At 71.9% G+C, this 12,692-nt stretch carries 9 protein-coding genes; 6 read left to right on the plus strand and 3 right to left on the minus strand.

Annotated features, from left to right (window positions below):
• Positions 1–49: 49 nt before the first annotated feature.
• A complete protein-coding gene (locus ACZ4VI_RS03600; RefSeq protein WP_467996218.1) occupies positions 50–1,369 on the minus strand; it encodes a M14 family metallopeptidase in 1,320 nt (439 codons plus the stop codon).
• On the minus strand, positions 1,366–3,363 hold the full coding sequence (locus ACZ4VI_RS03605) for a Xaa-Pro dipeptidyl-peptidase (RefSeq protein WP_467996220.1): 1,998 nt from the start codon (positions 3,361–3,363) through the stop codon (positions 1,366–1,368). Before ACZ4VI_RS03605 ends, ACZ4VI_RS03600 begins: the two co-directional genes overlap by 4 nt.
• A gap of 209 nt (positions 3,364–3,572) precedes the next feature.
• On the opposite strand from ACZ4VI_RS03605, the gene ACZ4VI_RS03610 reads away from it, so the two are divergent.
• The 6 genes from ACZ4VI_RS03610 (at position 3,573) to ACZ4VI_RS03635 (ending at position 11,556) form a co-directional block, all read left to right on the plus strand.
• A complete protein-coding gene (locus ACZ4VI_RS03610) occupies positions 3,573–5,081 on the plus strand; it encodes a M1 family metallopeptidase (protein WP_467996222.1) in 1,509 nt (502 codons plus the stop codon).
• Positions 5,082–5,620: 539 nt separating this feature from the next.
• Complete coding sequence (locus ACZ4VI_RS03615; protein WP_467996224.1) at positions 5,621–6,649, plus strand: LacI family DNA-binding transcriptional regulator; 1,029 nt, start codon at positions 5,621–5,623, stop codon at positions 6,647–6,649.
• Between the two features lie 161 nt (positions 6,650–6,810).
• On the plus strand, positions 6,811–8,118 hold the full coding sequence (locus ACZ4VI_RS03620) for an ABC transporter substrate-binding protein (RefSeq protein WP_467996226.1): 1,308 nt from the start codon (positions 6,811–6,813) through the stop codon (positions 8,116–8,118).
• 180 nt (positions 8,119–8,298) lie between these two features.
• Positions 8,299–9,270 carry a carbohydrate ABC transporter permease gene (locus tag ACZ4VI_RS03625; protein WP_467996227.1) on the plus strand — a complete coding sequence of 324 codons (972 nt, stop codon included), beginning with the start codon at positions 8,299–8,301 and terminating at the stop codon, positions 9,268–9,270.
• The gene (locus tag ACZ4VI_RS03630; protein WP_467996229.1) at positions 9,267–10,106 is read left to right on the plus strand and encodes a carbohydrate ABC transporter permease; all 840 of its coding nucleotides are present in this window, start codon (positions 9,267–9,269) and stop codon (positions 10,104–10,106) included. Before ACZ4VI_RS03625 ends, ACZ4VI_RS03630 begins: the two co-directional genes overlap by 4 nt.
• Before the next feature lie 82 nt (positions 10,107–10,188).
• Positions 10,189–11,556 carry a GH1 family beta-glucosidase gene (locus ACZ4VI_RS03635; protein ID WP_467996231.1) on the plus strand — a complete coding sequence of 456 codons (1,368 nt, stop codon included), beginning with the start codon at positions 10,189–10,191 and terminating at the stop codon, positions 11,554–11,556.
• Here the strand turns inward: ACZ4VI_RS03635 and ACZ4VI_RS03640 are convergent.
• Positions 11,531–12,499 carry an oxygenase MpaB family protein gene (locus tag ACZ4VI_RS03640; RefSeq protein ID WP_467996233.1) on the minus strand — a complete coding sequence of 323 codons (969 nt, stop codon included), beginning with the start codon at positions 12,497–12,499 and terminating at the stop codon, positions 11,531–11,533. The genes ACZ4VI_RS03635 and ACZ4VI_RS03640 overlap by 26 nt on opposite strands.
• Positions 12,500–12,692 lie beyond the last annotated feature (193 nt).

Below are 12,692 nucleotides of genomic sequence, written 5' to 3' on the forward strand. Positions count from 1 at the left end.
CCGGTAACTTTAGCCCACGTGGATCAAGGTCTGTCCTCCGACATGCCGCTCAACAGACCTCCACCGGCTGTCCGGTGGTGAGCCGGTAGGTGGCCCGGCCGTCGAGCAGCAGCGGGACGAGCGCGCGCTGCGACTGCCGCAGCGGTACGAACGCCCCGTCGCCGCCACCGCGGACCGCGACCCCGTGCAGCGCCAGCTCGTCGCCGAACTCGGCGTACTGCGCCGCGTCCAGGCGGTAGCCGCAGGGCGGGTCCTGAATGATCTCGGCGGGTTCGGCCGGGTCGTTGTCGGCGCCGCCGAGCAGGACCGGGCCCCGGTCGGCGAAGCCCGTGTGACGGGCCGCCGCCGTGGCCGCGACGAGCCGGCCGCGCCGCTCGTCGACGTAGGCGAAGGCGCCCTTCAGCGCGGCGAGTTGGGTGGTGACGCGACGCCGCTGGTTACGGGCGGTGTCGTCCTTCTCGGCGGCCGTCAGGGCCTCGATCCGGGTCTCGACGAGCAGGCCGACGGAGTGCTTGATGCCGGCCGTGTTGCGCAGGATGCGCTCCTGGCCGTCGCCCGCGACCTGTTTGACGGGCTGCCCGGTCAGCGGATCGGTCCAGATCCCGTAGACACCGCTGCTGTAGCCGGCGGCGCCCGCGGTCGGCCGGACGTACGACTCCGACAGGGCGTGGGCCTCGTCGTGGACATGGTCGTCGGTGTTGAGGTTGCGCGGCCAGAGGGCGAGCAGGTCCTTGTCGTAGTACGGCGACGTGCCGTCGTACTCGTGCAGGTCGTAGATCAGCTCGGGGCGCCGGTCACGGATCAGGGCGGCCAGCGCCCGGCCCTCGGCGGTCTTCAGGGCGAGGTGGTCGCGGTTGACGTCGACGCCGTCGGCGTTGCCCCGGGTGTCGGCCTCGCGCCCGTCCGGGTTGGCGGTGGGGACGGCGAGGACGGTCGTACGGGAGAGGAAGCGGAGGGTCTCCGGGTCCCGGGCGTACGCCAGGTCGCGCACGGTGCTGAGGCAGGCCTCCCGGCCGGACGGCTCGTCACCGTGCTGGGTGCAGACGAGCAGGAGGGTGGTGCCTCCCGTACCGCCCTGGCCCACCGTGCCCACCGTGGCGAGCCGGATCGGGCGGCCCTGCTTCGTCGTGCCGATGGTCCGCACCGCGACCCGGTCGCTGTCCCGGTCGACGGCGGCGAGGAAGTCCCGTTCCTCGGTCTCGGTGGTCCACCGGGCCCCTTGGCTGGTCTCGAAGCCGGTCCGTGGGGGCGGCGGGGTCGCGTCGCCGGCGGCCTCGGCGGGCACGGCGACGAGCGGAAGGCTGAGGGCGGCGAGGCCCACCGTGAGAGCGAGCGTGCGGCGGGAGCGGCGGCTCGGTGTGCGGGTCATCGGACCTCACCCGGGACAGGGATGTCCGAGCGCGCGGGCCCGACACCGATGAGCGGCTGCCCGGCGACGACAGGCGCCAGGCGTGCGTCGACCGTACCGGCCGTCGCCCGCGCGAAGGCCTCGACACCGCCGACGAGGGGCAGCTTCGCCGACGTTCGGGCGAGGTCGAGGGTGAATGTCGGCGTGGTCGAGGGAGGATCGAGGAGGTCCTTGTCCGTGCCGCCGACGATCAGGGCGAGCCGGTGGCCGGCCGGGACGACGTGGTCGGTGGCCGCCAGCTTCAGCGTGATCGTGTACGCCGTTCCGGGGGTCAGCGGGCGGCCCTTCCGCGGATCGGCCCAGGTGCCGAGGTCCGCCCAGCCGCGGCTGACGACGGTGAAGTCCACATCCGCGGTACGGGCCTTGGTCTCCTTGAAGCAGGCGCTGTCTCCGTCGGTGCTCGCGCCCCAGCAGGAGCGTTCGGTGAGGGTGGTGATGCCCTCGCCGCGCGCCGCGTAGTCCCGGATCGTGTCCGGGCCGAGGTCGACGAGGACGGCCGTCAGATGGGCGGTCGCGGTCGTCGGCGTGGCGGTGACGGTCACCGTGGAAGGGCCGGAGAGCCGCAGGTCGCGGGCGAGCGCCGGGGTGGTGAAGCCGGCCTTGGCGGAGGTCGGTTCGTCGATCCGCGCGGCCCAGTCGGTCTCGCCGAGGGCCGGGTCGTCGGTGAAGGTCTCCGTGGCGCCGGGGGCGGCGGGGGTACGGCCGAGGGTGCCGACGCCGGGCGCCGGGCCGGTGCCGGGGCGCAGGGTGGTGGGCTCGGTGGTGCGCGGCGGCCAGACGCGGTCGGTGGTCCAGCGGTCCGGGGCGCGTTCGATGTCGGCCATCGGCTCGCGGTCGATGCCGTTGTCGTAGCCGAGGAGGTGGTGGTCGAACCAGCGGTGCAGGGTGCGGACCCAGTCGGCGCGCCGGAAGTCGAAGGGGTCGACGTGACCGGTCTGCGAGAGCCAGATCTTGCGCTCGACGCCGTGGGCGGCGAGGGCGTCCCACCACTGGCCGAACTGGTTGGCGCGGACGTTGAGGTCCTGCTGCCCGTGCACGACGAAGACGCTCGCCTTCACCTTCCCCGCGTCCGGGACGTGGTTCCGCTCGCTCCAGGCGCGGGTCCAGTCGCCGCTGTACGGGGTGGCGGCGGTGATGCGGTCCTGGACGGGACCGCAACGGCCCTTTGCCTCGGGGCTGTTGACGTAGTCGGAGAGCCAGCTGGGGTTGGCGTCGTAGAGCGGGGCGCCCTGGGAGTGGAAGTAGTCGTACCAGGAGGAGATCGCGCCGATCGGGACGATCGTCTCCAGGCCCTCGACGCCGGTGGCGGCGACGCCGTTGGCGATGGTGCCGTCCCAGCTCTTGCCGATCATGCCGACCTTGCCGGTGGACCAGGTGGTGGCCTTCGTACGCTGGGAGCCGGTACGGGTCGTGTAGCCGGGGGCGCGGCCGTTCAGCCAGTCGACGACGGCCTTGGCGGACTGGACGTCGGAGCGGCCGCCGACGTCGTCGCAGCCGTCGGAGCGGCTGGTGCCTGCGAGGTCGACGGCGACGAAGGCGTAGCCCCGCGGCACGAAGTAGTTGTCGTAGAAGAGCGGGAACTGGACCGGGTTCCCGGCTGCGTCGTACGTCTTCCGCTGGCTCTCGTTGCCGCGCCCGCAGCAGGCGTAGTACGGGCTGGCGTCCATGATGACCGGGATCTTCCGGCCGGCCGCCGCGGTCTCGCGGGGGCGGACGATGTCGACGGCGACCCGGTCGGCGCGGCCGTCGCCGTCGCCGTCGAGTCCGGTGTCCACCCAGACGGACTCGCGGATCGCGTCGGCGTAGGAGTGGACGGGCTGCGACTCCCGTACGGGGGCGTTCGCCTGAGCCCCGGTCGGGGACACGAGGGCGGTCGTCAGGGCGGCCGCGGCGGCCGCCACGAGGGTTCTGCACGACAGACGGGCTCTGCGGGTTCTCCGCACAGGTATCGGCATGGGGCGGAACGTACTCCGGTCAACTCCCTGGCAAAAGAGTGCAGTCGACGGGCGGATGGGTTCGTTTCGGCCGAATGGCGATCGTGTGACAGGAGGTCCTCTGGACGTGACGGGGCGTCGGGTGCTGAATAGCGTCGCTAAGGACCGAACACCATTCGGGCTTCTTACCGACTCCTCATAGCGACTCCTCTCACCGACTTGGAGCTCTCGTGCACCGCAGACTTGTCGTTCCGAGCGCACTCGCGGCCTCTCTCCTGCTGGCGATCCCGGCATCCGCCGCGGACTACGTTCCGGGCGCATCGGGCATCGGCGATCCCTACTACCCGGCCAGTGGCAACGGCGGTTACGACGTCTCCCACTACGACCTGCGCCTGACGTACCAGCCGGCGACCGACCTCCTGGAGGGCACGGCGACGATCCTCGCCACGACCACCCAGAACCTCTCCCGCTTCAACCTCGATCTCGGGCTCAAGGTGAGCGAGGTGCGGGTGAACGGCAGGAAGGCGACGTTCGCCAAGACGGGCGAGCAGGAGCTGGAGATCACCCCGGCGACCCCGCTGGAGAAGAACCGTACGATCTCGGTCGTCGTGCGGTACGCGGGCAAGCCATCCGAGGTGAAGATCGGCGGCTGGACCGCCTGGCACCGTACCCCCGACGGCGGTGTGGCCGCCCAGGAGCCGGACTCGGCCGCCTGGTGGTTCCCCTCCAACGACCACCCCCTGGACAAGGCCACCTTCGACGTCTCGGTCTCCGTGCCGGACGGCACGCAGGCGATCAGCAACGGGGTTCTGCAGTCGCAGTCCTCGCGGCTCGGCCGGACGCGCTTCAACTGGCGTTCCAACAAGCCGCAGGCGACCTATCTGGCCACGCTGGCGGTGGGGAAGTTCGACATCACCACCGACAGGACGGCGAACGGGCTCCCGGTCCTCAACGCGTACAGCAAGGACCTCGGCGACAACGCGGGCGCGGCGCGCGCGTCGATCGAGCGCACGGCCGAGGTCGCGGAGTGGCTGGAGGAGGTCTTCGGGCCGTACCCCTTCAACGCGCTGGGCGGCTATGTCCCCAACGTGACCAGCGGATACGCGCTGGAGACGCAGACCCGGCCGTTCTACAGCCCCCGGCAGTTCGCCAACGGGTCGAACGTGTCGGTCGTCGTCCACGAGTTGGCGCATCAGTGGTACGGCGACAGCGTGTCGGTCGACAATTGGAAGGACATCTGGGTCAACGAGGGCTTCGCCCGCTACAGCCAGTGGCTGTGGTCGGAGCAGGAGGGCGAGGGCACGGCCCAGGAGCTGGCGGACCACGTCTACGCGACGCGTGCCGCCGATGACCCGTTCTGGACGGTCAAGCCGGGTGACCCCGGTCCGGACAACCAGTTCCACATCGCCGTCTACGACCGGGGCGCGCTGGCGCTCCAGGCGCTGCGCAACGAGATCGGCGACGAGGACTTCTTCGCGGTCCTGAAGGGCTGGCCGACGGAGTTCGCGTACGGCAACGCCAAGGTCGGGGACTTCGTGAGGTACGCCGAGCGGGTCTCGGGCAAGCCGCTGGCCGCGCTCTTCGACACCTGGCTGTACCAGCCGGTGAAGCCGTCCGCGCCGACGGCGGCCGAGGCGGGGGTGTCGGCGCGGTCGGCCGGGGCTGCGGCGCCGGTGCAGCCGAAGTCCTGGAAGAAGATCGCGGAGACGAACACGATCCACGACCACGACGAGCACTGAGCCCGCACGTGCGCTCCGCCCCGGCGGCCTGGGGCCTGTGGGCCTGGGGCCTGTGGACTGTGGGCGGCGCGAAGCTGCCGCCCCAGGTGCCGCCGGGGCACAGGCCCCGGGGCGGGGACCGGGCCCAGCGGGTGTGGGGATCCGTCCCCATGAGAAACCCCGCCACGGAGTGGCGGAGAGGAAACCACGGGGCACGGGGGCGGCGCCCGCGATGTCGTGACCGCCGCCCGCCCGAGGGCTACGCCCTCGGGGCGCAGCCGCGGACGTGGGCCTCGACCAGGCGGGGGCGGGGCCGCGCTGTAGGGGCGCGGGCCCGGGCCTGGTGCGGCGCGGGCCCCGGTCTGGTGCCGCGGGGGCGCGAGGCCTGGTGCCGCGGGGATGGGCGCTGGGGGCGCGGGGCCCGGTCCTGTGCGCCGGGCCCGGAGGGGACGCACCCGGCCGGCGAGAGCGCTTTCCGGATGGGCTTCTGCCCGGGCGACCAGGAGTTACCCTCGACGCTGTCAGCAGCGTCGCAGCACCGTGCCCGTGGGGAGCCAGCCTTGAGCGAAACGACGTCCGGGACGCGCCCGACCCTGGAAGCCGTCGCCGCGCGCGCCGGGGTGTCCCGGGCGACGGTCTCCCGTGTCGTCAACGGCGGGGCCGGCGTCCGCGAATCGCTGGCGGAGAAGGTGCGCAAGGCCGTCGAGGAGCTCGGCTACATCCCCAACCACGCCGCGCGGACCCTGGTGACCCGGCGCAACGGCGCCGTCGCCGTGATCATCGCGGAGCCCGAGTTCCGGATCTTCTCCGACCCGTTCTTCGAGCAGCAGGTGCGCGGCATCAGCCGTGAGCTCACCGCGCACGACGCCCAGTTGGTGCTGCTCTGGGTGGAGGGGCCCGGTGACCACGAGCGGATCGCGCGCTATCTCGGCGGCGGCCATGTCGACGGAGCGCTCGCCTTCTCGCTCCACAACGACGACCAGCTCCCGGAGATCGTGCGGCGCGCCCAGGTGCCCACGGTCTTCGGCGGCCGCCCCGGCTGGACGGGCCCCGAGGGCGAGCCGCCGGTGCCGTACGTCGACTGCGACAACCGCGGGGGCGCCCGCTCCGCCGTGCGCCATCTGCGCTCGCTCGGCCGCCGGAACATCGCGCACATCACCGGGCCGCGCGACCAGACCTCGGCGCTCGACCGGCTCGACGGATATCGGGACGAACTACCCAGTTCCGAGCCCGACTTGGTGTCCGAGGGAGACTTCACGGAGGAGAGCGGGGCGCGTGCGATGGCGGAGCTGCTGCGCCGCCGCCCCGACCTGGACGCCGTGTTCGCCGCCAACGACCTGATGGCCTCGGGTGCGCTGCGCGTGCTGCGGGAGCACGGCCGGCGCGTCCCGGACGACGTGGCGCTCGTCGGCTTCGACGACATGCTCCAGGTGGCCGAGGCGACCGACCCTCCGCTCACGACGGTCCGTCAGGACATCGAAGGAATGGGCCGGTTGATGGTACGGCTGCTGATGGGAACCCTCGACGGCGGAGGCGTCCCCGCGCCAGTGATCACCGGGACCGAGCTGGTCCGCCGAGCCTCCGCCTGACCGCTCCCCACCTGCGCTTCCGCCGCGTACGGCTCCTGAAGCGGGCGGACAAGTTCCGCCGTACGCCGAGCTGTTACGCGTTCGACTCTTGACGGGAACCTGGGCCGGAAGGCACGCTCCAGACGCATTCTGAGAGCGCTCTCAACGACGGAGGCTTCCCCATGCCCACTGCCCGAGCCGCCAGAACGACCGCCGCCGCACGGATCGGCGCGGTCGTTCTCACCGGGGCCCTGCTCGCCGCCTGCGGATCCGGGGGATCCGACGACTCCTCCGACAGCGCGGGCGGAAAGGTCACGATCACCGTCGACCTCTTCGGCTCGTTCGGCTACAAGGAGGCCGGGCTCTACGCCGCGTACGAGAAGGCGCACCCCGGCGTGACCATCAAGCAGACCGACACCGAGGACGAGCAGGACTACTGGAAGTCGCTCCAGACGCGGCTGGCCGGCGGGGGCGGGCTCGCCGACGTCCAGGGCATCGAGGTCGGGCGGATCGCCTCCGTCACGCAGCAGCAGGAGGACAAGTTCGAGGACCTCAGGAAGTACGGCGCGGACGCGCTGAAGGGTGAGTTCGCCGACGCCAAGTGGTCCGCCGCGACCACCAAGGACGGCAAGGTCCTGGGGCTCGGCACGGACGTCGGCCCCGAGGCCATGTGCTACCGCACCGACCTGTTCAAACAGGCCGGACTCCCCACGGACCGGGCCGAGTTGGCGCAGAAGTGGTCCACCTGGGACGGCTATCTCGAGCTCGGCCGGCAGTACAAGGCCAAGGCCCCTACCAAGAGCGCCTGGGTGGACAGCGTCGGCAGTCTGTACGCGGTCATGATCGGCCAGCAGAAGGAGCGGTACTACGACGCGTCCGGGAAGCTCGTCTACGCCGACAGCCCCGCCGTGAAGACCGCCTGGGACGCCTCGACGAAGGCTGCGCAGGACGGGCTGAGCGCCAAGCTCGACCAGTGGTCGCCGCAGTGGAACCAGGCGTTCTCCACCGGCTCCTTCGCGACGCTCCCCTGCCCCGCGTGGATGCTCGGCTACATCAAGGGCCAGGCCGGTGACGCCGGCAAGGGCAAGTGGGACATCGCCAAGCTGCCCGGGGGCGCCGGGAACTGGGGCGGTTCCTATCTCTCCGTACCGCGTGCGGCGAAGCACAAGAAGGAGGCGTACGAGCTGATCAAGTGGCTCACCGCCCCCGAACAGCAGGCCACGCTCTTCACGAAGCAGGGGAACTTCCCCTCCTCGACCGGCGCCATCGCCCAGGTCGCGACGGCCACGGACCCGTACTTCTCCGGCGCGCCGATCGGGCAGATCTTCGGCGACGCGGCCAAGGCCGCCCCGGTGCAGGTGCTCGGGGTCCACGACAAGAACGTCGCCGACCAGATCACCAACGCGCTGAGCGAGGTGGAGCGCAAGGGCACCTCGCCGGACAAGGCGTGGTCGAACGCGCAGAAGGGCGTCGAGAACGCCGTCGGCTGACCCCGGGGGCGGGGGGCCGGAATCCAGGAGCCGGAATCCGGGCTGACCGCCCGGAGACCGGGAGCCGAAATCCGGGCTCACCACTCGGAAACCGGGAGCCGGAATCCGGCCCCTCCTCGCCTCCCCAGCGCCCCCGCGGCGCTTCCCGCATCCGCCCATTCCGACCCGAAGGGCCGCACCGTGACCCTGACCGCCTCCGGGCCGACGAGGGCGCCCGTCCCGCCGTCGTCGGCCCGGCCCTCCGGGCCCGCCCGCCGTCGCCGGCGGCGGTCCGCGCTCGTCCCGTACGCCTATCTCGCCCCGTTCTTCACCCTGTTCGCGGCCTTCGGCCTCTTCCCCCTCCTCTACACCGCGTTCGTCTCCCTCTACCGCGTCGAGCTGCAGACCCCCGGCGACATGGAGTGGCGCGGCTTCGGGAACTACGCGGCGCTGCTGACCGACGAGTTCTTCTGGACCGCGCTGCGCAACACGTTCACCATCGGGGTCCTGTCCACCGTGCCGCAGCTCGCCATGGCCCTCGGCTTCGCCCATCTGCTCAACTACAGGCTTCGTGGCCGGACGTTCTTCCGTACGGCGATGCTGCTGCCGTACGCGACCTCCGTCGCCGCCGCCACGCTCGTCTTCGCCCAGCTCTTCGGGCATGACTACGGGCTCGTCAACTACGCGCTCTCGCTGGTCGGTTTCGGCCCCGTCGACTGGCAGAACGGCACGCTCGCCTCGCAGATCGCCGTCTCCTCGATCGTGGTGTGGCGCTGGACGGGCTACAACGCGCTGATCTATCTCGCGGGCATGCAGTCCATCCCCGCCGAGCTGTATGAGGCGGCGGAGATGGACGGGGCGTCCCGCCGGCGGCAGTTCCTCCACGTCACCCTGCCCGGTCTGCGGCCCACGATCGTCTTCACCGCGGTCGTCTCCACTATCGGCGCGACCCAACTCTTCGGCGAGCCACTGCTGTTCGAGGGGTCGATCTCGGGCGGCATCTCGCACCAGTACCAGACGCTCGGCCTCTATCTGTACGAACAGGGCTGGGGCTTCTTCCATCTCGGCCGCGCCGCCGCCATCGCCTGGGTGATGTTCCTGCTCATTCTCGTCCTGGTCGGGGTCAACGCCCTGATCGTGCGGCGCCGTTCACGGAAGGAGGGCCGGGTATGACCACGCGTGTCGCGGGCCGTACGGGGCGCGGGGGCCGGATCACGTACGCGATCCTGGTCCTCGCCGTCCTCGTCTCCGCCTTCCCGTTCTACTGGACAATCGTCGCCGCCAGCCGTTCCAACGCCGATCTCGCGCGGGTGCCGCCGACGCTGCTGCCCGGCCCGAACCTGTTCCGCAACGTCGAGGCGGTGATGGAGGAGGCGGACATCGGGAAGGCTCTGCTCAACTCCCTCGTCGTCTCCGGCTCGATCACCGTCGGCACGGTGCTCTGCTGCACGCTGGCCGGGTTCGCCTTCGCCAAGCTGCGCTTCCGCGGCCGGGGCGCGCTGCTCGCGATCACCGTCGGCACGATGATGATCCCGCCCCAGCTCGGGGTGATCCCGCTCTTCATGGTGATCGCCGAACTGGGCTGGGTGAACCAGCTGCAGTCCGTGATTCTTCCGGGCCTCGTCTCGGCCTTCGGGGTGTTCTTCATGCGCCAGTTCCTGGTGCAGTCGCTGCCGGACGAGCTGATAGAGGCGGCCCGGGTCGACGGGGCCTCCTCGGCCCGGATCTTCTGGTCGATCGTGGTGCCAGTGGCCCGGCCGGGGATGGCGGTGCTCGGGCTGCTCACCTTCATGGCCGCCTGGAACGACTTCTTCTGGCCGATCATCGCGCTGTCCTCGCAGGAGCCGACCGTGCAGGTCGCGCTGCGCCAGCTCGGCGGCGGCTATGTCCACGACCAGTCCGTGATCATGGCGGGCACCCTGCTCGGCACGCTGCCGGTGCTGCTCGTCTTCGGCCTGCTGGGCCGGCAGATCGTGGGCGGCATCATGCAGGGCGCCGTCAAGGGCTGAGCCGTCCCGGGGCCCTGGCCTGCCGAGTCACCGGCCGACTGACGACCGAATTCCCCTTCCCCCTCACAGGAGTTCTCCCTCCATGAACGCTCTCTTCCCTGCCGGCTTCCGCTGGGGCGCGGCCACCGCCGCCTACCAGATCGAGGGCGCCGCCGCCGAGGACGGCCGCACCCCGTCCATCTGGGACACCTTCAGCCGTACGCCGGGCAAGGTGCGCAACGACGACACCGGTGACATCGCCGCCGACCACTACCACCGGGTGCGTGAGGACGTGGCCTTGATGAAGGAACTGGGCCTCACGGACTACCGCTTCTCCCTCTCCTGGCCCCGGATCCAGCCGACCGGACGCGGGCCCGCGGCACAGAAGGGGCTCGATTTCTACCGGGGCCTCGCCGACGAGCTGCTCGACGCCGGGATCCGGCCGGTCGCCACGCTCTATCACTGGGATCTGCCGCAGGAACTGGAAGACGAGGGCGGCTGGCCGGAGCGCGCGACCGCCGAGCGGTTCGCCGAGTACGCGGGGCTCGCCGCCGAGGCCCTGGGCGACCGGATCGCCACCTGGACGACCCTCAACGAACCCTGGTGCGCCGCCTTCCTCGGCTACGGCTCCGGTGTCCACGCCCCGGGCCGTACCGACGACGCGGCCGCGCTGCGCGCCGCCCACCACCTCAATCTGGCCCACGGCCTGGCCGTCCGGGCGCTGCGTGCGGCCGTGCCCGCCTCGGCGGAGCTCTCGCTGACCCTCAACCTCCACGCGATCAGGGCGCTGTCGGACTCCCCCGAGGATCGCGACGCGGCGCGCCGTATCGACGCCGTCGGCAACCGGATCTTCCTCGACCCGGTCTTCCACGGCCGCCTCCCGGCCGATCTGGTCGAGGACACGGCCCATATCACCGACTGGTCCTTCGTCCGGGACGGCGATCTGGAGGTGATCTCCACGCCGATCGACTCGCTCGGCGTCAACTACTACTCCCCCGCCGTCGTCGCCGCCGGTGTCTCGGAGTCCCCGTCGCCCTGGCCGGGCGCGCCGGAGCGGGTGCGGTTCGTTCCCGCGCCCGGACCGCGGACGGCCATGGACTGGCCGGTGGACGCGGACGGCCTGTACGAGCTGCTTGTCCGGCTGGGCGACGAACTGCCGGAGGTGCCGCTGCTGATCACCGAGAACGGTGCCGCGTACGACGACTACGCCGACCCGGAGGGGCACGTCCACGACCCCGAGCGGGTGGCGTACCTCGACGCCCACCTGGCAGCCGCGCACCGTGCGATCGCGGACGGCGCCGATGTGCGCGGGTACTTCCTCTGGTCGCTGCTCGACAACTTCGAGTGGGCGTACGGCTACGGCAAGCGGTTCGGGATCGTCCACGTGGATTTCGCGAGCCAGCGCCGTACGCCGAAGGACAGCGCGCGCTGGTACGCGGAGGTGATCAGGCGCGGCGGGCTGCGGCGCTGAGCCTGGCGTCTCGGCGTGCGTCGCGCGCGATGGGCAGATAGCGGAGCCGCTCCGGGAGTACGGGCACCACGGCCCGCACGACCCGGGCGAAGCTGCGGAGCCTGCGCTCCTGCTCGTCGGTCCACTCAAGGCCGACGGCCTCGCGGGCGTCGGCCGGCATCAGGCCGACGGTGACGAAGGCGCGGAAGCGGGCGAGCCGGGGAAGGATCACCGGCCACAGCGCGCGGAGCAGCAGCCGCAGCGGCAGGGGGCCGCGGTCGGGCGGCGGCACCGGCTGGTCGGTGGCGACGAGCTCGCGCAGGACGACGGTGGCCTCCAGCTCGCCGAGCATCGTGCGGTAGTACGGCCAGAACTCCTCGATCGTCTGGGGCATGTCCCGGTCGTGGATCCCGAGGATGCGGCCGACCTGGAGCCACTCGGCGTAGAGCTGCCGCTCCTGCGCCTCGGTGAGCGGGCGGTGGAGCAGGCGCAGGCCGTGGTGGTAGACGGGGAAGCCGGTGGCGTGCACCCAGGCGTAGTGGGAGGGAGTGAGCGCGTGGTAGCGGCGGCCGTGGGCGTCGGTGCCCTGGATGGTGCGGTGCAGTTTACGGAGCCGGCGCCCTTCCTCGGCCGCGCCCTCGCCTCCGTACACCCAGAGCAGGGCGGACCGCAGCGACCGCTCACCCCGCCCCCAGGGGTCGGTGCGGAAGACGGAGTACTGGTCGACGCCGGCGCCGACGGCGGGATGGGCGACCTGAAGCGCGAGCGCGGAGGGCAACATGAGAAGCCCCCGCACATCCCCGGCCACACTCCAGAGCACTCCCCCGACGGGCGGCGGCTGGGGCGAGGCCGCCGTCCCGCCGTCGTCCGCGCCGGGCCGCGCGACCGACGCGCGCGCGCCGGGGCTCGTCGGCTCGCCGGCCCGCGTGGGTTCGACGGCCCGCGTGCGGTCGTCGGCCCGCATGGTCCCGCCTGGACTCGCGGTCTCGCCGGGGCCCGAGGACCCGCTCGGCCCCGCCGTCTCGCCGGGTTCCGTCGGCTCTATAGCACCGGTGAGGTCGTCGGTCCGCGTCGGCTCGTCGGCACGCGTGGTCCCGCCCGGACTCGCCGTCTCGCCGGGGCCCGTGGACCCGCTCGGCTCCGGCGGCACCTGTCCC

The organism is Streptomyces sp. NPDC029169, assembly GCF_055563935.1.